This window comes from Streptacidiphilus neutrinimicus (assembly GCF_000787815.1).
Taxonomy (GTDB): Bacteria; Actinomycetota; Actinomycetes; order Streptomycetales; family Streptomycetaceae; genus Streptacidiphilus; species Streptacidiphilus neutrinimicus.
This window is the reverse complement of sequence record NZ_BBPO01000001.1, coordinates 51,110-72,542: the sequence shown is the minus strand read 5'-3', so window position 1 is coordinate 72,542 and position 21,433 is coordinate 51,110. Positions and strand designations below refer to the sequence as shown.

The window sequence follows — 21,433 nt, the reverse complement described above, 5'->3', positions numbered from 1 at the left end:
GCCCGGGGCGGCGCCCGGGTTTGCGCTCCAGGGGCGCGGGGCAGTGATGGGGCCGATGGGGAGGGAGTGGTTCCGGCGCGCCGCAGGACAGTTCACTTGTGTGCGTCATGATGCGTGTCGGGCGCCGATCGTGATCGGTTTGCGCATGTTCCGCTTGGGAATATCAGCGGGGTTTGCCAAAAATGGTCGCGTCGATGCTCCCGTGAAGACGTGCCCGTCCCCAGCGCCGACGGCCTTCGTCGACGTATGACGGTCGATCAATCGCCGCTCGGGGAAGGGACGGCGCGCTTGGAGAACGGATGGGTGAGTGGACAGCATCTTCTCGGGTGAAGGGCGTTCCATCGGGGAGTTCCTTCGCGACCGCTGGGTCGACATGGGCGATGGGCTCGGGCTGCCGACGTCCATGACCGGCCCGGTGACGGACCAGGTCCGGGATCTGCTCCGACCGTGGGCCGACATACCCGTCGGGCGGTCGTGCCCGTTCCCCTCGTACGTCGCCGGCGACGGTTTCCCCGCCGAGATGTCGGTGAAGTGGTCCCGGGGGAGACCGGAGCTGCGCATCCTGTTCGAGGCGCTGGGCGCCTCCACGCCCATCACCGCGGCCGCCAACCGGGCCGCCGCAGCGGAACTGACGGGCCGACTGGCCTCGGAACCGCTGGTGGACCTGGGCCGCTACGCGAGGGTGGCCGACGTGTTCGCGCCCGACGCCGGACCGGCGGCGCCCGCGCCCGTGTGGCACTCGCTGGCCTGGCGGCCAGGACATCCGCCGGCCTTCAAGATCTATTTCGGGCTGTACACCATGGCCCTGCAGAAACGATTCACCGTGGTGACCGAGGCGATGGAACGCCTCGGGATGGGCGCCGCCTGGGCCGACGCCGCCGAAGGGGTGGCCCGGGGGACCCTGGCGGACGGAGCCGAGCGGGAGCTCGAGTTCTTCGCCCTCGACCTGGACTCCGGCCCTAAGGCGAGGGCCAAGGTCTACTACCGCAACCACACCAGCAGCGTCGCCGTCGTTCAGCAGATGGCCTCGCTCGCCCGGACGCACGACCCGGCAAGGGCCCTCTCGGCCTTCCGGACCCTGCTCGGCACGGATCCCGAAGCCGCCGGAGACGCCCCACTGACCTGCCTGGCCTTCCGGTCCGACGCCACCCGCGCCGACGAGTCGACCACGTACTTCCGGGTGTCGAGTTTCACCGGGTCCGACGCGGAGGCCGCAGGCAGGATCGGGGCGCTGATGGCGCACGAGGGCCTCGACCCGCAACGTCACCACGCCCTCGTCCAGGCCGTGGCGCCGAAGCCGCCGAGCCGGATCAGGGGTCTCCAGGAACTGGTCAGCTACCGCTCCCGCGGCCACGAGGGCGACGTGTCCGTCTACTTCAGGTTCCCGCTCTACCCCCCGTTGACCGCCCCGTCCGGCCGGCCGACCCGGCAGTCCAGAAGAATCCTCCAGGAGGTCGAATCCGCATGACCACCACCACCCTGCCCATGCCCCTGCAGGCCGTCGCCGACAGGAACGAGCAGCACGTCCACGCATACCGCGCCAGCCGCCTGATCGTCCTGCTGGAGGACCCGACGACACCGGCAGCCACCAAGGACGCGGTGCTGGCCCACGTGAAACCGTGGTCGGACGCGTTCCAGCGGATGATCAGCGTCCGGGCCGCGTTCGAGACCGACCCCCAACTCAGGGAGCTCGCCGTCGAGCACCAGCAGGAGGAGCTCGGCCACAACGGGATTCTGGTGGAGAGCCACGACACCGGCCGTACCGCCGACTGGGACCCGGTCGTGGAGGCCGGAGCCGCCTGGTTCGTCGACCAGTTCCGCGTCCTGCCCGGACTGCACAAGGTCGTCCTCGCCCACCTCGTGCTCGAGGCCGGAAGCCTCACCTTCAGCAATGCCGGGTCCCTGGCCTTCCCCGGCAACGCCTACTTCGCCCTGCACGACGAAGCGGACGAGGAGCACATCGAGATGGGCTACCGCCTGCTCGCCGAGCGCGGGGAGTGGGACCTCGGCGAGGTCACCGACCTGCTCGACCGTGCCTGGCAGATCATCACCATGGTCTCCGACCGGATCGCCGAGCTGGCGCTCCGCGACACCGCCGTGCCGGCATGAGCGCAGCCCCCGCCGTGGCCCTCGACTCCGACTCCGCCAGAGGAATCGCCGAGCACTGCGCACGCGTGTTCCGACAGACCCTCGGCGACCGCCTGGTCGCGGCCTACGCCCTGGGGAGCCTCGCCCACGGCGGGTTCGCGCCCGCTGTCAGCGACATCGACCTCGGGCTCGTCCTTGAGGACCGGCGCGAGGGCGACGAGGGGACCATCGCGGCGGTCACCCGCGAGCTCCAGCACACGGACGCCGCCTACGAGCGCCTGTCGGTGTTCTGGAGCTCCTTGCCGGCCCTGCGGGGAAACCGGGAGGACGGCAGGTTCCCGGCCGTCGACCGGCTCGACCTCAAGATCAGCGGCGTCCTGCTCCTGGGCGAGGACGTGCGGCGGGACGTGGAACGACCGGCCGCCGACACGCTGCTGACCGACAGCGTCCGCTTCGCGCTGGAGGTGCTCGCGACGGATGCCGTCGTGGCCGAGTTCCACAGCCCCGCGAGTCTGGCGAGGGACACCCGGCGGTTCACCAAGGCGGTCCTGCTCCCACTGCGGTTCCTCTACACCGGCGCCAACGGGGAGCCGGGCTCGACCGACGACGCCATCGACCTCCACCTCGCGGGCTTCTCGCCGGTGGCGGCGGAGCTCGTCCGTGCGGCGACGCGTGCGCGCCACGGACGGCCGGCCCCGGCGGAGCAGCTCACCGAGCTCCTCCGGGCCGACCTCGTCCCGCTCTACCTCTTCTACATCGACCGCTGCCTCCCCCGGCTGGCCCCTGCGGACAGCGACCTGGCTCAGGGCCTCACCCAGTGGCGGGCACGCCTGCTGAACGAGCCCGTGCCGGTGAGGCAGCCCGTGCCGGCCGCCCCGCGCGACCACCGCGCCTAGACCCGCCCAAAGCCCGGAAGGGGCCGTCCCTCCGCGGGACGACCCCTTCCGGCAGCGGGACTTCGGTGGGCGTCTAGCCGACGCGGGCCAGCAGGTAGCTGACGAGCGTGGTCAGCGCCGCCGCCGACGACTTCTCGTCGCGCGCGTCGCAGGTGACGACCGGAGTGTCTTCGAGCAGGTCGAGGGCCTCCCGCAGCGAGGCCTCGGCACGCACGGGGTTGCCGTCGAAGTTGTTGACCGCGATCGCGTAGTCGAGCCCGTACTGCTCGATCAGGTCGATCACGGCGAAGGAGTCGGCGAGCCGCTCCGGGTCGACGAGGACCAGCGCGCCGAGGGCGCCTCTGGCCATGTCCTCCCACATCTGCACGAAGCGCACCTGTCCGGGCGTGCCGAACAGGTAGAGCACGACGCGGTCGCTGATGGTGAGCCGGCCGAAGTCCATGGCGACGGTGGTGGTGGTCTTGCCCCTGACCCCCTTCAGGTCGTCCACGTCCTGTGCCGCCCGCGTCATCGTCTCCTCGGTCGACAACGGCTCGATCTCGGAGATCGAGCCGATCAACGTGGTCTTGCCCACGGCGAAGTGACCCACGACCAGGATCTTGACGGCGGTCTGCGTGGCGCCGCCGGCGACGTAGTCCCGCGACCGCAGGCTCGGTCGTTCACCCAAACTTGGCCCGGAGACCACTGAGCACCTCCTCAAGGAGCTCCTTGTCGGCAAGACGGGCGCGGGCCACCGGCGGACGGGTGATCAGGTAGCCGGCCTCGGTGAGACCGGCCAGCATGATCCGCACCACGCCCAGCGGCAGCCGGGTGTGCCCCGCGATCTCGGCCACCGAGAGGTAGCCCGCGGAGCAGAGGTCCAGCAGCCGTTGCTCCTCCGGCGAGAGCCGCAGGGGGCGCTGCACCTGCTCGGGTGCGGCCGTCACGAGGGTGATCAGCGAGAGCTGGTCGTCGTCCGGCAGCCGGCGTCCCTTGGTGATGACGTAAGGACGCACTAACTCCGTGGCGTCGAGCTCGAAGTCGTCGGGCCCGTTCATGAGCGCACTCCGAGGTTCTCGCGCGGTGGCGCGACCAGTACCTTGCCCAACTGGCCGACCAACTGCTGCATCCGGAAAGTGATGTTCTGCATGTCCACGTCCGGCGCGGCGGAGACGCCGAGGTAGGCGCCCTCACCGGCGGAGATCAGGAAGACCCAGCCGCCGTCGAACTCGACCAGCGTCTGGCGCCACAGGCCGCTGCTGTCCTCGCAGAAGAAGCCGAGCGACCGGCTCAACGACTGCACGCCGCTCATCGCGGCGGCGACGCGGTCGGCGTCGTCCTTGTCGAAGTCCTTGGTACGGGCCATGAGGAGCCCGTCGGCCGAGATCAGGACCGCGTGCAGGGCCCCGGGAATCTCCAGGGCGCTGTCGAGCATCCATGACAGATCGTCGTTCACGAGAACTCATGCCCTTCACTGCTTGACCCACGTGTGCTGATCGTCTGGTCCCCGTCGTCGCCGCGGGCGGCCCGGCCGGACCGGGTGCCCCGCTGGAACGCTCCCATGATCGCCGCGGTCTCGGCGCCGGACCGGGCCGAGGCGATCGGGGTCGGCGCGGAGCCCGGCACGATCGCCATCGGACGCTTGCGCCTTCTCAGCGGCAGTCCGTCGGTGGTCGTCGGGGAGGCCGGCACGGGCTCGGGCCCGTTCGGCTGGGGCGGTGGCACGGAGGAGCGCGTCATGGGAGGAGCCGGTGCCTTCTTCTCGGGCATGGACGTCAGCAACTCGTGCGGCAGCAGGACCACCGCCCGCACGCCGCCATAGGGTGAACTGGAGTCCACCGACACCTCGAAGCCGAATCGCTCACTCAGCACGCCGATGACGGCGAGGCCGAACTGCGGCGGATTGCCCAGCCCCGCAACGCTCTTGACGCGATCGCTGCTCAGCAGCCGCTCCGCGCGGGCCCGCTCCTCGTCGTTCATGCCGACACCGGCGTCGTCCACGACGATCGCCACACCCTTGGGGACGGCGCGGATGTTGATCTCGACGACCGTGTCCGGGCTGGAGTAGCTGGTGGCGTTGTCGAGGAGTTCGGCCAGCGCCAGCGCAACCGGCTCAACGGCGCGGCTGGAGATGCCGAAGTCCACCTGGGAGAGGATCTCCACACGCCGGAAGTGCCGGACGCGCCCCTGCGCGCTGCGGACCACGTCGTAGACCGAGGCGTTGTCGCGGTGGCGGCCGAGCCAGCCGTCGCAGAGCACCGCGATGGACTGGGCGCGGCGGCCGAACTGGGAATTGGTGTGGTCGATCTCCAGCAGGTCCTGGAGGATGACCGACTCACCGTGCTTGGTCTGCAGCCGGGAGAGGATCAGCTGCTGCTCGGCGGCCAGACCCTGCAGGGTGCGCATGGCCGACTTCAGCACGGTCTTCGTCGCTTCCTCGGCCTGCTCCTGGGCCGCAGCGACGGACTGCACGTAGTGGTGCTCCAGGTCGGAGTAGTACTCCCTGAGCCCCGCTATCTCCTGCCTCAACGCCATGGCCGCCTTGCGCTGGCGGACGACGACGGCGATCACGATGAGCAGGAGCACGACAAGAGCCCACAGCGCTGGGTTCTCGATGTATTCCGTCATAAGACTCTCTTCAGGCGTCTGACAGCCGGCCTCCGATCCCCCGCCAGTGCAGGGTGGACCCGCCCGCTCCGCAAAGCGAGGTGATCGTATCATCGGCCGCTCGGGTGGCCGACCGTCCGCCCGTGCTATCACGGCTATATGAGGATGCGTCTCTTCCACTTGCTTTTCACGGAGTTGACGCGCGTCGCCCGGCCAGCCGCAGGACCGTGCGACGCCCACGCAGCCTCACCGACGGGCGCCGCTGCTGCAGTGCGCACGCACGCGGGCGAGGCCCGCCCACGGCGGACCTCGCCCGACTTCACGTGAATGTCATCAACCCTTAACGCAGACAACCTGCTTGAGCTCGGCCACGACCTCGACGAGGTCGGTCTGCTGGGCCATGACCTTCTCGATCGGCTTGTAGGCGCCCGGGATCTCGTCCACGACGCCGGAGTCCTTGCGGCACTCCACGCCCCGCGTCTGCTCCACCAGGTCGCGAACGCCGAACGTGCGCTTCGCCGCCGACCGCGACATCTTCCGCCCCGCGCCGTGCGAGGCCGAGTTGAACGCCGCCGTGTTGCCCAGGCCACGGACGATGTAGGAGCCGGTGCCCATGGAGCCGGGGATGATCCCGTAGTCCCCCGCACCGGCGCGGATCGCGCCCTTGCGGGTGACCAGCAGGTCCTCCCCCTCGTAGGTCTCCTCCGCCACGTAGTTGTGGTGGCAGGAGATGATCTGGTCGAAGGTGACCTTGGCCTTGCGGAACTCGGCGCGGACGGCGTCCTGGAACAGCGCCATCATCACCGCGCGGTTGCGCTTCGCGTACTCCTGCGCCCAGAACAGGTCCGAGCGGTAGGCCCGCATCTGCGGGGTCGCCGCGATGAAGACCGCGAGGTCCCGGTCGACCAGGTTCTGGTTGTGCGGGAGCGAGCGGGCGACGCCGATGTGGTGCTCGGCGAGCTCCTTGCCGATGTTGCGCGAGCCCGAGTGCAGCATCAGCCAGACCGCGCCGGACTTGTCGAGGCAGACCTCGATGAAGTGGTTGCCCGAGCCCAGCGAGCCCATCTGCTGCAACGCGCGCTCGCGCCGCGCCTTCACCGCCGGGGTGAGACCGTCGAAGCGGGACCAGAAGTCGTCCCAACCGCCCACGGCGAAGCCGTGGATGCGGCCCGGGTCGACCGGGTCGCCGTGCAGGCCGCGGCCGACCGGGATGGCCTGCTCGATCCTCGAGCGCAGCCGGCTCAGGTCGTCGGGCAGATCACGGGCGGTGAGCGAGGTCTTGACCGCACTCATCCCGCAGCCGATGTCCACGCCGACGGCGGCCGGGCAGACCGCGCCCTTCATGGCGATCACGGAGCCGACCGTCGCGCCCTTGCCCAGGTGCACGTCGGGCATGACGGCCAGGCCGTGGATCCAGGGGAGCGAGGAGATGTTGCGCAGCTGCTGCAGGGCCTGGCCCTCGACCGTCGCGGGGTCGGTCCACATGCGGATGGGCACGTTGATGCCCGGGATCTCGGTGTACGACATGGGGATTGTTCTCCTGGGAACAAGGCTACAAGTGTGTGGGCGCACCGGCGCGCACAGGCGCCACGGTCGCGCGGGGTTCAGCGGCGGAAGCCGCAGACGGTGGAGGGGCGTCGCCTCGGGGAGGCGAGGGCGCCGATGTAGCGCCCTGGTCGCTGCTCGACCCGCATGGGACTGCCTCCTCTCCACCGTCCGGTCCCATTTCTGGGAAGGGGACCGGCCTGTCACGTCCGGTCTCTGCGCCTATCTACCCATGCGCCGCGGAGCCGTCGCAACGGGTTTTCGATCAGGGCACGTCGAAGCCCCCGACCCTTCCCGGGCCGGGGGCTTCGACGGCGACCGTGCGTCAGTTCGGCGTCAGTGCATGACGACCGGGACGCCCGCGTCCGACTCGGCGTTCGAGCCGGCCACGGTGTGGTGCTCCGGGCGGCCGGCGTTGACCAGGACGAAGACCAGCGCCGAGGCGACGAGCATGATGCCCACGGCCCACCAGATGGCGACGTCGTAGCCGTGCACCGCCGCCAGCGGGTTGCGCGGGTCGCTGGAGTGGTGCGAGACCAGCCAGCTGGTCGTCGCGCTCGCCGCGATGGTGTTGAGCAGGGCGGTGCCGATGGAGCCGCCGACCTGCTGCGAGGTGTTGATCATCGCGGAGGCCACGCCCGCGTCCTGCGGCTGGACGCCGATGGTCGACAGGCTCATGGCCGGCATGAACGAGGTGCCCATGCCCAGGCCGAGCAGGACCTCGGCGGGCAGGATCAGCGTCCAGTAGTTGCTGTCCACGTGCATCTGGGTGAGCATCAGCATGCCCATCGAGGCGACCAGCAGGCCGGGGCCCATCAGCCAGCGCGCCGGGACGCGGTTCATCAGCCGGGCGCCGATCTGCGTGGAGCCGGTGATCATGCCGGCGACCATGGGCAGGAACGCGACGCCGGTCATGACCGGGCTGTACTGCTTGATGCCCTGCAGGTAGTAGGTCATGAACAGGAACAGGCCGAACATGCCGATGATGGCGAGGCCGAGGCCGAGGTAGGCGCCGCCGCGGTTGCGGTTGAGCACGACGCGCAGCGGCAGCAGCGGGGCCTTGGTGCGGGACTCGACCAGGACGAACAGCGCGAGCAGCACCGCGGAGGCCACGAAGAGCCCGATGGTGATGCCGGCGCCCCAGCCGGACTCCTCGGCCTTGGTGAAGCCGTAGACCAGGGCGACCAGGCCGGAGGTGGCCAGCAGCACGCCGGGGATGTCGAGGCGGTTGCGGTTGCGCTCGCCCTCACGCTCGTGGACGAAGACCAGCGAGCCGACCACGGCCACGATCGCGAAGATGATGTTGACGTACAGCGCCCAGCGCCAGCTGGTGTACTGGGTCAGCGCGCCGCCCAGCAGCAGACCGACGGCGCCGCCCGCGCCGGCGATGGCGCCGAAGATGCCGAACGCGGTCGCGCGCTCCTTGGCCTCGGTGAAGGTGACGGCAAGCAGCGACAGGGCCGCCGGGGCGAGCAGCGCGCCGAAGACGCCCTGCAGCGCACGCGCGCCGAGCAGCATGGTCGAGTTGACGGCCGCGCCGCCGACGGCGGAGGCCAGCGCGAAGCCGACCAGGCCCACGATGAAGGCCCGCTTGCGCCCCCACAGGTCGGCCACGCGGCCGCCGAAGAGCAGCAGCCCACCGAAGGCCAGGCTGTAGGCGGTGATCACCCACTGGCGGTTGGCGTCGGAGATGTGCAGGTCCGCCTGGGCGTGCGGAAGTGCGATGTTCACGACGGTGGCGTCGAGGACGACCATCAGCTGGGCGATGGCGATGAAGATAAGCGCCTTCCAGCGCCTTGGATCGGGCTGGGCCTTGTCGAGTGACGCGGCGGGTGCGGAAGCAGACATGAGGATATCCCCGTATATGCGCGGCAGAGAGCTGCCGTCATCAGTGAGCGAACTTGTGTGTGTGGAACGTGAAACGATGACGTACGAACGTAACCGGGGGACACGCCAGTTGGCGTCGTCCCGGTGAAGTCGGGGTTTCGGGGCGGACGGTGGACCGAGTCAGCGGCCCTGGGACGTCACGAGACCGCGGGCGTCACGACCGGCACTCGCGCCGGCCGGCCGCGAGGATGCACTCGCGACGGACGTCCTCCAGCGACTGCGGGCTGCCGGGCAGCGGCGTCCGGGCGGGCGCCCGGAGACCGTCGAGCAGCAGCTGCAGGTGACGGTGGACGAAAGGCTTCAGGCTGTCGTAGGGGGCGCCGGGGAACGGCCGCACCAGCTGGGCGACCGCCATGAAGACGTCGTCACTGCCGACGTCCTCCCGCATGCTGCCGGCCGCCTGGGCGGCGCCGATGATGGTCCGGGCGACGCCGTCGAGGCGCTCCTTGGTCTCGAAGACCTCGGGCTCGTCCAGGTCCGTCCACTCGGAGAGCATCGGGCACAGGGCGCCGATCTTCCAGTTGACGGAGTCGTGCACCAGGCGGCTGAGCGCCTCGAACGGATCGCTCTCCTCCGCGTAGGCCTGCTGGGCCACGCTGATGGCTCGTTCCATGACCTCCAGGACGACGCCGCGCACCAGCGCGCGACGGTCCGGGAAGTGCCGGTAGACGGTGGCGTTGCCGATCCCGGCGCGCTTGGCGATCTCGTCGAGCGGCACGTCCGCGCCGTACTCGATGAAGGCCTCCTGCGCGGCTTCGAGGATGCGGGCCCGGTTACGGGCCGCGTCGGCACGCCGGCGGAGCCCCGCGGGCTTCTCGGTCTCGGTTACCTGAACCACGGTGACTCCTTCCTCCGGTGTGGCTGGTGTGACTGGTCTGGCTGGATTGAAGTGGGGAGCCTGTCCCCGCTTTCCATTCAAACACCTAAACGGGGAATCTCTCCCCGGAAATCCCGCCCTTGGGTGTGACCTACGTCACATTTCTGCGCAAGGGCGTGGACATGACTCAGGGGCGCGGGAAATCCCACGCCCCTGAGCGAGAAAAAGGATCAGGCCGAGACGACCGTGACCTCGCCGATCCCGAGATCCTTCAGCGGCGCCTCGATCACCGAGGCGTCACCGACCAGCACCGCCACCAGCCGGTCCGGCGGGAACGCGGCCACGACCGCGTCCGTCGCCGCCGCCGTGGAGGTCTCGGCCAACTGCCGGTACACGTCGGCCTGGTAGTTGTCCGGGAGCTCCTGCTCCACCTGGTCGGCCAGCGTGGCGCAGACCGCAGACGCGGTCTCGTAGCGCAGCGGGGCCACACCGACGAGGTTCTGCACGGCGATGTCGCGCTCCTCGTCGGTCAGGCCCTCGGCCGCGAGCGTCCGCAGGATCGTCCAGGTGTCGGCGAGCGCCGGGGCCGTCGACTCCGTGTCCACCGAGCCCGAGATGGCCAGCAGCGCCCGGCCCTGGCCGTCCGCGCCGGAGCGCAGCGGCTGGGCGAACGCGCGGACGCCGTAGGTGTAGCCCTTCTCCTCGCGCAGGACCTTGTCCAGGCGCGAGGTGAGCGTGCCGCCCAGGCAGTAGGTGCCGAGGATCTGCGCCGCCCAGGCGGGGTCGTGCCGGTCCGGGCCGACCCGGCCGATCAGCAGCTGCGTCTGGACCGAGCCCGGACGGTCGACGATGACGACCCGCCCGGTGTCGTTCCCGCGCACAGGCGCGGCCGGCACGTGCGTGCCCGGCGTGCCGGTCCACCGGCCGACTGTGGCGGCCAACACCGCGTCGAAGTCGACCTCGGAGAAGTCGCCCACGACGACCAGGGTGGCCGTCGCCGGGCGCACGTGCGCCGCGTAGAACGCCGTCACCGCGGCCCGGTCGATCGCCTCGACCGTCTCCGCGCTGCCCGAGCGCGGGCGCGACAGGCGGTCGGACTGGTCGAACAGCTCGGAGTAGAAGGCCAGCGCGGCCCGGCGGGCCGGGTTGGCCTGCTCGTGGACGATCTCGTCGAGACGGTTGGCGACCAGCCGCTCGATCTCGTGCTCGGGGAAGGCGGGGGCGCGCACCGCGTCCGCCATCAGCGCGAGCCCGCGCTCCAGGCGGGAGGCCGGGACCTCCAGCGACAGCCGCAGCACCGTGTGGTCGGCGTGCGCGTCCAGGGTCGCGCCCGCCCGCTCCAGCTCGCCGGCGAACTCCTCGGCCGTCAGCGACTCGGTGCCCTCGGAGAAGGCGCGCGCCAGGATCGTGGAGACGCCCTCCTGCTCGCGCGGCTCCGCCGCCAGCGGCACGTCCAGCACCAGCTCGGCCGCGACCAGCGCCTGGCCGGGACGGTCGCAGCGCAGCACGGTCAGGCCGTTCGCCAGCGCGCTCCGCGTCGGCGCCGGGAAGTTCCACGGGGTGGGCTGCCCCGGCTCGGGGCGCGGGTGGAAGGTCATGGTGGAGGCGATGGTCATGCCTGCACCTCCTCGTCCTCGTCGGCGGTCTGGTCGTCGGCGGCACCGGCGGTGGGCTCGTACGTCAGCACGGCGCGGTTGTCCGGCGTCAGGTACTTCTGCGCGACGGCCTGGATCTCCTCGGCCGTCACCTCCAGCACCCGCGACAGCGCCGTGTCGGCGAGCTTCGGGTCGCCGAACAGGACGGCGTAGCGGCACAGTTCGTCGGCGCGGCCGCTGACGGTGTCGAGCCGGTCCAGCCACTCGCGCTCGATCTGCGCCTGCGCCCGCTCCAGCTCCTCCGCCGTCGGGCCCTCGGCCGCGAAACGGGTCAGCTCCTGGTCGATCGCCGCCTCGACGGCCTCGACCGTCGCCTCGCCGGAGGTCTTGGCGTCGAGCCAGCCGAGCGACGGCGCGCCGGAGAGGCGCAGCAGGCCGAAGCCGGCCGTGACGGCCAGACGGTCGTGCCGGACCAGCCGGTTGTACAGGCGCGAGGACTCCCCCGAGCCGAGGATGGTCAGCGCCAGGTCGGCCGCGTCCGACTCGCGGGTGCCGTCCAGCGGCAGCAGGTAGGCCTGCATCACCGCGCGCGAGGGCACCTCGGCGACGACGTGCTCGCGCAGCGGCGCGTCCGAGGAGCGGACCACGGTGGAGCCGTCGCGCGGCGGGCGCTTGCCGTCGTGCCCGGGGATGGAGCCGAAGTACTTCTGCACCCAGGCCAGGGTCTGTTCCGGGTCGATGTCGCCCACGACCGCCAGCACCGCGTTGTTAGGCGCGTAGTAGGTGCGGAAGAAGTCCTGCGCGTCGCCGAGGGTGGCGGCGTCCAGGTCCTCCATCGAACCGATGGGCGTGTGGTGGTACGGGTGGCCGTCCGGGAAGGCCATCGCGGTCAGCCGCTCGAACGCGGTGCCGTAGGGCACGTTGTCGTAGCGCTGGCGGCGCTCGTTCTTCACGACCGCCCGCTGGTTGTCCAGGCTCTCCTGGTCGAGCGCCTCGAGCAGGCTGCCCATCCGGTCGGCCTCCAGCCACAGGGCCAGCTCCAACTGGTGCGCGGGCATGGTCTCGAAGTAGTTGGTGCGCTCGAAGCTGGTGGTGCCGTTCAGCGAGCCGCCGGCGCCCTGCACCAGCTCGAAGTGGCCGTTCCCCTTGACCTGCCCCGAGCCCTGGAACATCAGGTGCTCGAAGAGGTGGGCGAGGCCGGTGCGCCCGGCCACCTCGTGCCGGGAGCCTACGTCGTACCAGAGACAGACGGCGGCGACGGGAGTGAGGTGGTCCTCGGAGAGCACCACCCGCAGCCCGTTGGCCAGAGTGTGCTCACTGATGGTGAATCCTTGGGCCATCCGCGTCGATCCTTCCGGTCTGCCGCACGATCGAGATTCGTATCCGCCGGGACGTGAACCCCGGAAAACCCCATTGTGCTGCACCCGCAGGGGACGCGGTGGCCGGGTTTGTCAGCGCGCTGGTCCAGAATGGTCCCCGACCATGCCCACCCATGCCCACCGACCGGTCCGACCGGAGGCGTGCATACCGTCCTAGGGAGCGCCGCCGCGATGGCCCGCCGCAGTTCGCAGACCCCTCCGCCCGAGGATTTCGAGGAGCGCATCCTCGACATCGACGTGGTGGACGAGATGCAGAGCTCCTACCTGGAGTACGCCTACTCGGTGATCTACTCCCGGGCGCTCCCCGACGCCAGGGACGGCCTCAAGCCCGTGCACCGGCGTGTCCTCTACCAGGCCAACGAGATGGGCCTGCGGCCCGACCGCGGCCACGTCAAGAGCGCCCGCGTCGTCGGCGAGGTGATGGGCCGCCTGCACCCGCACGGCGACACCGCCATCTACGACACGCTCGTGCGCATGGCCCAGCCGTTCTCGATGCGGCTGCCGCTGATCGACGGCCACGGCAACTTCGGCTCGCTCGGCAACGACGACCCGCCGGCCGCCATGCGGTACACCGAGGCCCGGCTCACCGAGGCCGCGATGGCCATGGTCGAGACGATCGACGAGGAGACCGTCGACTTCCGGCCCAACTACGACGGCAGCGAGCAGGAGCCGGAGGTTCTCCCCTCCGCCTTCCCGAACCTGCTGGTCAACGGCGTCTCGGGGATCGCCGTCGGCATGGCCACCAACATGCCGCCGCACAACCTGACCGAGGTCGTCGCCGCCGCCCGGCACCTGATCAAGCACCCGGGCGCCGACCTCGACACCCTGATGCGCTACATCCCGGGCCCCGACCTGCCCACCGGCGGTCTGGTCGTCGGCCTGGACGGCATCCGCGACGCCTACGAGAACGGCCGCGGCACCTTCAAGATCCGCGCCAAGGTCTCCGTCGAGGACGTCACCCCGCGCCGCAAGGGCCTGGTGGTCACCGAGCTGCCGTTCACGGTCGGCCCGGAGAAGGTCATCGCCAAGATCAAGGACCTGGTCGGCGCCAAGAAGATCCAGGGCATCGCCGACGTCAAGGACCTGACGGACCGTGCCCACGGCCTGCGCCTGGTCATCGAGGTCAAGAACGGCTTCGTGCCCGAGGCGCTGCTTGAGCAGCTCTACAAGCTGACGCCGATGGAGGAGACCTTCGGCATCAACAACGTCGCCCTGGTCGACGGCCAGCCGCTGACGCTGGGCCTGAAGGAGCTGCTCGAGGTCTACGTCGACCACCGCTTCGAGGTGGTCCGCCGGCGCAGCGACTTCCGCCGGCGCAAGCGCCAGGACCGGCTGCACCTGGTCGAGGGCCTGCTCGTCGCGCTGCTCGACATCGACGAGGTCATCTCCCTCATCCGATCGAGCGACAACGCGGCGCAGGCCAAGGAGCGCCTGATCGAGCGCTTCGGCCTGTCCGAGACGCAGACCGCCTACATCCTCGACACCCCGCTGCGCCGCTTGACCCGCTTCGACCGGATCGAGCTGGAGGCGGAGCAGGAGAAGCTCAACGCCGAGATCGCGGCCCTGACCGAGATCCTCGAGTCGGACACCGTGCTGCGCAAGGTCGTCTCCGACGAACTCGGCGCCGTGGCCAAGAAGTTCGGCACCGAGCGGCGCACCGTGCTGCTGGAGGCCGGCTCGGTCGCCGCCGTCGCGGTCCCGCTGGAGGTCGCCGACGACCCGTGCCGCGTGCTGCTCTCCTCGACGGGCCTGCTGGCCCGCACCGCCGACGCGGAGGCCCCGACAGCGGACGCCGAGGCCGACGCGGGCGACGGCAAGCGCGCCCGGCACGACGTGATCGTCTCGGCGGTCCCGGCCACCGCACGCGGCCACATCGGCGTGGTGACCGACGCCGGGCGCGTGCTGCGGCTGCCGGTCATCGACCTGCCGCAGCTGCCGCCGAGCGCGCACACTCCGGCGCTGTCCGGAGGCGCGAAGATCGCCGAGTTCCTCAAGCTGGAGGCGGGCGAGTCCGTCCTCGCGCTGACGACGCTCGACGAGTCCTCCCCCGGGCTGGCGCTCGGCACCGAGCAGGGCGTGGTCAAGCGCGTCGTGCCGGACTGGCCGGACAACAAGGACGAGTTCGAGATCATCGCCCTCAAGGACGGCGACCGGATCGTCGGCGCGGTCGAGCTGCGCACGGGCGAGGAGGACCTGGTGTTCATCACCTCCGACGCCCAGCTGCTGCGCTACCCTGCGGGCCAGGTTCGCCCGCAGGGCCGCCCCGCCGGCGGCATGGCGGGCGTCAAGCTGGCCGACGGCGCGAAGGTGCTCTCCTTCACGGCCGTCGATCCGGCACAGGACGCCCTCGTCGTCACCGTCGCGGGCTCCTCGGACGCGCTCGACGGCATGGGCCAGGCGACGGCCAAGGCCACCCCGTTCGACCAGTACCCGCGCAAGGGCCGTGCCACGGGCGGCGTCCGCTGCCAGCGCTTCCTGAAGGGCGAGGACAAGCTGGTGTTCGCCTGGGCCGGCAGCACCCCCGCCCGCGCGGCCACGGCCAACGGCTCCCCCGCCGAGCTCCCGGCCCGCGACCCGCGCCGCGACGGCTCCGGCGTCCCGCTGGCCAAGGACATCGCGGCGGTCGCCGGCCTGGCGTGACCTGAACCGTCGCGACCTGAACCGTCGTGACCTGAACCGTCAAGGGCGGCAGGGCTTCTCGGGCCCTGCCGCCCTCGTGCGTGATCAGCTCCCGCTGATGAACAGCGGGCCCGAGATCGCGCTGTTGGAGCGGCCCTCGGCCATCAGCTCCAGCACCTGCCGCTCGCGCTGGAGAGCCGGGCGAGCGGTTCGCTGCGGCTGCCCCGGACCAGCAGATCCGTCACCACCTGCGGGTCCATCACCGTGCCCCGCTCACTCCGGCAGCGCGACGTAGAGTCGGGTTCCCCGCGGCCGGAAGCCGACGCGCTCCACACCCGGCGCGACCCCTCGCCGTCGTACTCGAGCCAAACACCACATGCGCCCCGCTCGAACAGCGCGGCGGCCAACGCGGCGGTGACCGCCCGCACGCAGCCGTGCGGGCCGACGGCAGGCTACCGTCCTAGCCCTCCCCCGCAAGCGGGTTGGGCAGCGGGGTGTAGGTCGAGTCGCCGCCGTCCGCGTCGAGCCAGCGCAGCAGGAGGTTGGTCTTGCCCGGGATGCGGGGGACGGCGAGCAGGTCGGCGTGGTCGGCCAGCAGTCGGCGGGCCGCAGGCCACAGCTCCGCGGCCAGCGAGGGGTGACGGTCGCCGATCGCCCCGGCGATCTCCCACAGGTTGTTGACGACCAGGCAGTACAACAGCCGGTCCCGGCCCTTGGCCGGGCTCACCGCAGGGCTGGGGACGTCCGGGCCGTAGCGGGCGAGCAGGGCCTCGTGGCGGTCGGTCGTCAGCTTCACGCCCTCGTGGTCGCGGAAGAGGACCTGGCCCGGCATGCCCTCGCCGTCCACGGCGACCAGCACGTTCTGCAGATGGCACTCCAGCACGACACCGTGGTCCCGAAGCGCCTCCAACGCGGGTGGGGCCACGAGTTCGACGTAGCGGCACCACCAGGCCAGAGCCTGATCGGCCGTCAGGCCGTCCAGCGGACTGCCCGCGAAGCCCTCGCTGAGGCCCGCCGCGAGCAACGGCGTGAGCCCCGGCCGCACACGGTGCGCGAAGCCCTCGCGCTGAAGCACCGCGTAGGCCTCCCAGCCCTCCTCGCCGTGCCCGGCCAGCGTGCGGTAGCCCTGGTCGGCCAGCAGGTGCGCGGCGGTCGGCAGCGCCGCGAGCACCTCGTCGAGCGGCTGCAGCCAGCGCAGATCGCGCAGCCAAAGGCGTCGGATGTCGTTGGTGATCCGAACCTCCAGGCTGAACTTGAGCGAGAGGTCCGCGTCCGGCAGATAGACGGTGCGCAGCGAGGACGTCGCGAACGCGAGCTCCTCGGTGCGCCCGAGGACCCGCAGCCGGCCGTCGGCGAAAGCCGTCAGCGTGTCCGGCGCGAGCGTCGGGTGCGAGCGCAGCAACGCCAACTGCCACGGGTGCGCGGGCAGCACCCGATAGCCGGACGGTGCGGCGTCGCCCCACAGCGCGTCAACCGCGCTGGTCGTGCCCTCCCCGCCGAGCAGATCCTCGCGCACGCCCAGCAGCGTGAGCGGGTAGCGGGCCCCTGCCTCCGCCGCGTACGGCAGCCAGCTCTCCGGCACGCCGCCGCCGCGCGTCTTGGGCGCCGGGTGGTAGCGGTGCCCGGCGAGCAGCGCCTGCTCGGAGCGCAGATACAGGTCGTCGACGGGCTTCTCGTCCCGCGCGGACGCGGCCGCACGCGCGGCCAGCAACGCGGCCACGACGTCGCGGCTGTCGCGGATCTCCGCCCCGAGCGTCGCGTTGTCGACCCCGGTTCGGGCCCGCGACTCCTCCTCGACCAGGGCCACCAGCGCGTCGAACCCGGCCACCGCGACGCCGTCGACGGCCAGCGGCGGCTGCGGCCAGCGCCCGGCGCCGACGGTCAGCGTCCGGCCCGTCCCGCTGAGGCGGTACCTCGGCGCACCACCGGGACGCGGCTCGGCCAGCTCCCGGAGCAGGCAGTTGAGCAGCGCCGTCCCCGCCTCCGCCTCCCCGGGCCCCCAGCCCCTCCACGCGCGCCCCGCGCCACGCGCGCCACCCGCGCCACCGCCCCCGCCCGGGGCTGGGGCTGGGGCTGGGCCGCCTCCGGTCGGTGTTTCGCCACCGGGTGCCTCGCCGTGCGCCGTCCGAGTGCGCCCTGCGCGCTCAGCGCGCCCGCGCTCCTGATCGCGCGCCTGGTCACGAGCCGCCCGCTCGCCCGCCGCCCCGCCGCTCATAGCTGCCTCCGCACCCCGTCGGCCCCGCTGTGGCGGGCCGATCCGTCGCCGCAGCGAACCGTTCGTCCACCGCGCATCCGACAGACGATGATCTGCCCAGACGAATCCTTTCCCAATTCGGGGTACCTCACCTTCATGCGCGCCAGCGGCCACATCGCCACGGACCCATTGCACCCGACCGCCCTCCGCCACGCCGAAGCGGCCTTCGCCGCCGAGCTCCACGCCGTGCGGCCGGATCTCGACGCCGCGTTCGCCGCCGCCCTGCCCGGCGCCCGCGCCGCGGTGATGGCACGACTGTGGCGGGCGCTGCGGATCGAGCCGCTGCCGCTCGCCCCGGGCCTGCGCGCACGCCTGAGCGGTCCCGAGCGGCGTGCCTACGACGTCGACGCCCCGGCCTCGGGCTACGCGGTCCACCTCGACGGCACCGCCTTCACCCACCCGAGCGCGTTGCTGGAGGCCCTGTCGCTGCCGGGTGCCGACACCCTGCTCGCGGAGATCGAGCACAGCGTGGTCTCGCTCGCGCTCTCGCGCGCCGGCACGGCGGCCCGGGGGGACGCCCCGGACGCCGTGAGGGCGGCCATCGCCACCGACGGGTCCGGCCCGCTCGGCGCGCCCGGCGCGGTGGGCCCGCTCGGCGCAGCGGGCCCGCTGGGTTCGCTGGAGGCCGCCGAGCGGTCGATCGTCGACGGGCACCCCTACCACCCGTGCTGCCGCAGCCGCCCCGGCTTCACCGTCGCCGACCAGCTCGCCTTCGCCCCCGAGCACGGCGCCGACGTCGCCCTGGAGCTCTTCGCGCTGCCGCCGGAGCGGACGCTCACCGTCGGGGACTGGCCCGGGTGGCTGCGCGACGAGCGCGGCGCGACGCTGTTGCCCGTCCACCCCTGGCAGGCCCGGGAGGTGCTGCCGGGCCTCGACCTCGCGCCCACCGGCCTCGTCCCCAGCGGCCGCACGCTGCCCGCCGCGCCGCTGATGTCCGTGCGCACCCTCGCCCCGCTCGACGGCGGCCCGCACCTGAAGACCTCGCTCTCGCTGCGCATGACCTCCGCCGTCCGGGACATCTCCGGCGGCTCGGTGCGCAACGCACCCGCGATCTCCGCGCTGCTGGAACGCCTGGTCGCGCCCCTCGGCGGCTCCCTGCGGATCACCCGCAACCTCGCGGCGGCCGCCGCCCTGGTCGACGGCGAGCCCTGCGCCGACCTCGCGGTGATCATCCGCGAGTCCCCGGCGGCGGGCATTCGCCCCGGCGAGCGCGTCGTCCCCCTGGCGGCCCTGGCCGCGCACCCGCTGAAGACGGAGGATCCGGCCGCCTGGATCGGCGCGTTCGCCCGCCTCACCTGGCCCCCGCTGCTGACACTCTGGGACCGCGGCGTCGCGCTCGAAGCGCACGGGCAGAACCTGCTGCTCATCCTGGACCTCGCCGACCGCCCGGTGCGGCTCCTGTACCGGGACCTGAACGACATCCGGGTCAGCCCGGAGCGTCTGGCCCGCCAGGCGGAGGTCGGCGGCTCCCGAACCGGCTCCGGCTCTGGCCCCGGCTCCGGCTCTGGCCCCGGCTCCGGCCGCGGCTCGGGGCACCCCCTACCCGTCGCCGGGCACGTCATCAGCGACGACCCACTGGTGCTGCGGCGCAAGCTGCTGGGTTCGCTGGTCGGCAGCGCCTTCGGCGGCCTGGTCTCCGGTCTCGGCGGGGGCGACCGCCCGCTCGAGGACCGGCTGTGGCGAGTGATCGCCGCCGAGGCCCGGCGCGCGGCAACCGAGCTGCTCCACGATCCGGCGGACCGCCGCGCACTGCTCGCGGAGCCGCTGCCGGTCAAGGCCCTGACGCTGATGCGGCTGGACGGCCTGCCGGCCGGGGACCAGTGGACGGAGGCGCCGAACCCGCTCGCCTGATCCGGAGACGGACGGTATCGCGGCGGGCAGGCTCGGAGGCGGCTCTCAGACGGGGCCACTCGGCTGGACAGTGGTGATGTTGGTAAGGCTAACCTTGCCTAGTGAGCATCTGTGCGAGAGTGTCGGAGGAGCTGGCGGAACCGCTGGCGGGCAGTGCGCCGCGGGCCGCCGCCTGGCTGCTGATCGAGCAGTCCGGTCCGTGGGGGGCCCGCGCGCTCACCGAGAGCCACTTCCACCCCGAGCTCGGCCGCGAACTGCAGGAACTCACGCGCGGCACGGGCGTCGAGATCGCCCTGATCCGTCGCCCCGGCAAGCACGCCGACCGCCCGCCGACCGGTGAGCGCGCCGTCTACCTCGCTCACACCGCCCCCGGCCGCAGCTGGATCCGCACCGCCCACCTGGCCGACCCGCACGTGCTGCGCGACCTCGACTTCGCCGCGATCGGCGCGGGCGACCACGGCGACTTCGGCACCGCCCACGACGGCGACCCGCTCGCCCTCGTCTGCACCAACGGCCGCCGCGACCGCTGCTGCGCGCTGCTCGGCCGCCCGCTGGCGAGCGAACTCGCCGCCGCGGGCCACGCCCAGGTCTGGGAGGTCACCCACCTCGGCGGCCACCGCTTCGCGCCGACCATGCTGGTTCTCCCCTTCGGCTTCACCTACGGCCGGCTCACCCCGCCCGACGCCAAGGAGATCCTTGAGGCGACGCACCACGGCCGCGTCGTCCCGGAGTTCTGCCGGGGCCGCTCCTTCTGGGACCGCCCCGGCCAGGCCGCGGAGCTGGCGGTCCGCCAGAACTACGCGATCGACGACGCCGACGCGCTGACGGTCGTGCAGACCCCGGACCCCGACGCCCCGGACACCTGGACCGTCCAGGTGCGCCACAGCGACGGCCGGATCTGGCAGGCCGGGATCCACCGCTCCGCCGCCACCCCGGCACGCCCCGAGAGCTGCCTGAAGGCCCCCACCACGCCCGACCGCTACGACGTCGTCTCCCTCACGCCCGTGACCACCGCCGCCACCTGACGGTGTCGCAGCCTGGGCGCCCATGATCGACCCGCGCGTGACCGACTGGCGCCTGCGTCCCGCGACGCCGGGCGACGCCGAGCCCCTGGCCGAGCTGCGTGCCGTCGTCATGCGTCCCGACCTGGAACGCCTCGGCCGCTACGACCCCCACCGCGTCCGGCAACGCTTCCGGGACGCCTTCATGCCGGAACACAACCGGATCATCGAAGCGTCCTCCTCGCTGGTCGGCTGCGTCGCCCTCCGCCCGGCCGAGGACGCCCACTGGCTGGAGCACTTCTCTCTCGCTCCGGCCTGCCAGGGCGCGGGCATCGGCACCGCCGTCCTGGGCGAGCTCCTCGCCCGCTGCGACGGGGACGGCACCCGGGTGCGCCTCGTGGTCCTCCAGGGCAGTCGGGCCCGACTCCTCTACGAGCGTCTCGGCTTCGTCCTGGAGTCCGAGCACCCGGTGGACGTCCTCATGCGCCGCGAACCGGGCACTGGCACCACTCGCCCGTCCGTTGACCCGTCTTGACCCCGTCCTGTTCGGCGAGCCCATGCGCTTGCCTTCGAGCGGCTGCTCGCCCTGGCTCGGGCGTGGCCGAGAAACCCACCCTGCTGCGGACCGAACGCCTCCTGCTGCGCCCCTGGCGCGACGCCGACCTCGCCCCTTGGGCGGCAATGAACGCCGACCCCGAGGTCCGGGAGCACCTAGGAGGCCTCGACGACCCGACCGTACCGGAAGGTCCGCTGCGGGCGAGCGTGGTCTACCGGATCAGCCGTGCGCGGCGTCGCCGGGACGCGGCCGGTCGGTCAGCTCTAGGAGTCGGCCGTAGGAGGCTCGGCGCGGGGCGTAGGAGGCTCGGCGCGGGGCGTAGGACGCTCGGCGCGGGGCGTAGGAGGCTCGGCGCGGGG

18 protein-coding genes are annotated in these 21,433 nt (G+C 72.1%); 7 read left to right on the top strand and 11 right to left on the bottom strand.

Translation table 11 applies throughout. The annotated features are described in order from the left end of the window. Positions 1 to 307: 307 nt before the first annotated feature. Genes TR48_RS00290 through TR48_RS00280 form a run of 3 tightly spaced genes read left to right on the top strand, consistent with a single transcriptional unit; the run spans position 308 to position 2,984 of the window. Positions 308 to 1,468 carry a tryptophan dimethylallyltransferase family protein gene (locus TR48_RS00290; protein WP_052442294.1) on the top strand — a complete coding sequence of 387 codons (1,161 nt, stop codon included), beginning with the start codon at positions 308 to 310 and terminating at the stop codon, positions 1,466 to 1,468. Then, the gene (locus TR48_RS00285; RefSeq protein ID WP_201777075.1) at positions 1,465 to 2,109 is read left to right on the top strand and encodes a hypothetical protein; all 645 of its coding nucleotides are present in this window, start codon (positions 1,465 to 1,467) and stop codon (positions 2,107 to 2,109) included. The genes TR48_RS00290 and TR48_RS00285 overlap by 4 nt, the downstream gene beginning before the upstream one ends. After that, positions 2,106 to 2,984, top strand: a complete 879-nt coding sequence (locus tag TR48_RS00280; RefSeq protein WP_152627724.1) for a hypothetical protein — start codon at positions 2,106 to 2,108, stop codon at positions 2,982 to 2,984. The genes TR48_RS00285 and TR48_RS00280 overlap by 4 nt, the downstream gene beginning before the upstream one ends. A gap of 73 nt (positions 2,985 to 3,057) precedes the next feature. On the opposite strand, the gene TR48_RS00275 is transcribed toward TR48_RS00280, so the two are convergent. The 9 genes from TR48_RS00275 to TR48_RS00235 all read right to left on the bottom strand — a co-directional run bounded on the left by TR48_RS00275 (position 3,058) and on the right by TR48_RS00235 (position 12,754). Next, positions 3,058 to 3,651 carry a GTP-binding protein gene (locus tag TR48_RS00275; RefSeq protein WP_042363712.1) on the bottom strand — a complete coding sequence of 198 codons (594 nt, stop codon included), beginning with the start codon at positions 3,649 to 3,651 and terminating at the stop codon, positions 3,058 to 3,060. Continuing rightward, positions 3,644 to 4,021: a DUF742 domain-containing protein gene (locus TR48_RS00270; RefSeq protein ID WP_042363711.1), complete on the bottom strand. Its 378-nt coding sequence runs from the start codon at positions 4,019 to 4,021 to the stop codon at positions 3,644 to 3,646. The genes TR48_RS00275 and TR48_RS00270 overlap by 8 nt, the downstream gene beginning before the upstream one ends. Continuing rightward, the gene (locus TR48_RS00265; protein ID WP_042363710.1) at positions 4,018 to 4,419 is read right to left on the bottom strand and encodes a roadblock/LC7 domain-containing protein; all 402 of its coding nucleotides are present in this window, start codon (positions 4,417 to 4,419) and stop codon (positions 4,018 to 4,020) included. The genes TR48_RS00270 and TR48_RS00265 overlap by 4 nt, the downstream gene beginning before the upstream one ends. Next, complete coding sequence (locus TR48_RS00260) at positions 4,416 to 5,591, bottom strand: sensor histidine kinase (protein ID WP_042363709.1); 1,176 nt, start codon at positions 5,589 to 5,591, stop codon at positions 4,416 to 4,418. The genes TR48_RS00265 and TR48_RS00260 overlap by 4 nt, the downstream gene beginning before the upstream one ends. Positions 5,592 to 5,903: 312 nt before the next feature. Then, complete coding sequence (locus TR48_RS00255; RefSeq protein WP_042363708.1) at positions 5,904 to 7,097, bottom strand: RtcB family protein; 1,194 nt, start codon at positions 7,095 to 7,097, stop codon at positions 5,904 to 5,906. A gap of 354 nt (positions 7,098 to 7,451) precedes the next feature. After that, entirely contained in the window at positions 7,452 to 8,963 is a 1,512-nt protein-coding gene (locus TR48_RS00250) for an MFS transporter (protein ID WP_042363707.1), read from the bottom strand. Positions 8,964 to 9,156: 193 nt separating this feature from the next. After that, a complete protein-coding gene (locus tag TR48_RS00245; protein WP_042363706.1) occupies positions 9,157 to 9,840 on the bottom strand; it encodes a TetR/AcrR family transcriptional regulator in 684 nt (227 codons plus the stop codon). A gap of 209 nt (positions 9,841 to 10,049) precedes the next feature. Further along, on the bottom strand, positions 10,050 to 11,435 hold the full coding sequence (locus tag TR48_RS00240; RefSeq protein WP_042363705.1) for a M16 family metallopeptidase: 1,386 nt from the start codon (positions 11,433 to 11,435) through the stop codon (positions 10,050 to 10,052). Further along, a complete protein-coding gene (locus TR48_RS00235) occupies positions 11,432 to 12,754 on the bottom strand; it encodes a M16 family metallopeptidase (protein WP_042363704.1) in 1,323 nt (440 codons plus the stop codon). The genes TR48_RS00240 and TR48_RS00235 overlap by 4 nt, the downstream gene beginning before the upstream one ends. A 210-nt stretch (positions 12,755 to 12,964) precedes the next feature. Between TR48_RS00235 and TR48_RS00230 the strand changes: the two genes are divergently transcribed. After that, positions 12,965 to 15,433 carry a DNA gyrase/topoisomerase IV subunit A gene (locus tag TR48_RS00230; protein ID WP_042363703.1) on the top strand — a complete coding sequence of 823 codons (2,469 nt, stop codon included), beginning with the start codon at positions 12,965 to 12,967 and terminating at the stop codon, positions 15,431 to 15,433. A gap of 84 nt (positions 15,434 to 15,517) precedes the next feature. Here the strand turns inward: TR48_RS00230 and TR48_RS45070 are convergent, their stop codons facing one another. Together TR48_RS45070 and TR48_RS00220 are read right to left on the bottom strand one after the other, a co-directional pair. Continuing rightward, complete coding sequence (locus tag TR48_RS45070) at positions 15,518 to 15,577, bottom strand: hypothetical protein (RefSeq protein WP_084728678.1); 60 nt, start codon at positions 15,575 to 15,577, stop codon at positions 15,518 to 15,520. 295 nt (positions 15,578 to 15,872) lie between these two features. Further along, positions 15,873 to 17,240, bottom strand: a complete 1,368-nt coding sequence (locus tag TR48_RS00220) for an IucA/IucC family protein (protein ID WP_369405552.1) — start codon at positions 17,238 to 17,240, stop codon at positions 15,873 to 15,875. A 522-nt stretch (positions 17,241 to 17,762) separates the two neighbouring features. On the opposite strand from TR48_RS00220, the gene TR48_RS00215 reads away from it, so the two are divergent. The 3 genes from TR48_RS00215 (at position 17,763) to TR48_RS00205 (ending at position 21,053) form a co-directional block, all read left to right on the top strand. Beyond that, positions 17,763 to 19,517 (top strand): IucA/IucC family protein, encoded by a 1,755-nt coding sequence (locus TR48_RS00215; RefSeq protein ID WP_042363701.1) that lies wholly within the window; start codon positions 17,763 to 17,765, stop codon positions 19,515 to 19,517. Positions 19,518 to 19,618: 101 nt separating this feature from the next. After that, positions 19,619 to 20,542 (top strand): ferredoxin family protein, encoded by a 924-nt coding sequence (locus TR48_RS00210; protein WP_042363700.1) that lies wholly within the window; start codon positions 19,619 to 19,621, stop codon positions 20,540 to 20,542. Positions 20,543 to 20,564: 22 nt separating this feature from the next. After that, the gene (locus tag TR48_RS00205) at positions 20,565 to 21,053 is read left to right on the top strand and encodes a GNAT family N-acetyltransferase (protein ID WP_042363699.1); all 489 of its coding nucleotides are present in this window, start codon (positions 20,565 to 20,567) and stop codon (positions 21,051 to 21,053) included. Positions 21,054 to 21,433 lie beyond the last annotated feature (380 nt).

Coding starts and splice junctions, on each gene's coding strand:
- TR48_RS00255 (WP_042363708.1), bottom strand. CDS start 7,097: ATGTCGTACACCGAGATCCCGGGCATCAACGTGCCCATCCGCATGTGG.
- TR48_RS00205 (WP_042363699.1), top strand. CDS start 20,565: ATGATCGACCCGCGCGTGACCGACTGGCGCCTGCGTCCCGCGACGCCG.
- TR48_RS00285 (WP_201777075.1), top strand. CDS start 1,465: ATGACCACCACCACCCTGCCCATGCCCCTGCAGGCCGTCGCCGACAGG.
- TR48_RS00215 (WP_042363701.1), top strand. CDS start 17,763: ATGCGCGCCAGCGGCCACATCGCCACGGACCCATTGCACCCGACCGCC.
- TR48_RS00270 (WP_042363711.1), bottom strand. CDS start 4,021: ATGAACGGGCCCGACGACTTCGAGCTCGACGCCACGGAGTTAGTGCGT.
- TR48_RS00280 (WP_152627724.1), top strand. CDS start 2,106: ATGAGCGCAGCCCCCGCCGTGGCCCTCGACTCCGACTCCGCCAGAGGA.
- TR48_RS00235 (WP_042363704.1), bottom strand. CDS start 12,754: ATGGCCCAAGGATTCACCATCAGTGAGCACACTCTGGCCAACGGGCTG.
- TR48_RS00240 (WP_042363705.1), bottom strand. CDS start 11,435: ATGACCATCGCCTCCACCATGACCTTCCACCCGCGCCCCGAGCCGGGG.
- TR48_RS00260 (WP_042363709.1), bottom strand. CDS start 5,591: ATGACGGAATACATCGAGAACCCAGCGCTGTGGGCTCTTGTCGTGCTC.
- TR48_RS00250 (WP_042363707.1), bottom strand. CDS start 8,963: ATGTCTGCTTCCGCACCCGCCGCGTCACTCGACAAGGCCCAGCCCGAT.
- TR48_RS00230 (WP_042363703.1), top strand. CDS start 12,965: ATGGCCCGCCGCAGTTCGCAGACCCCTCCGCCCGAGGATTTCGAGGAG.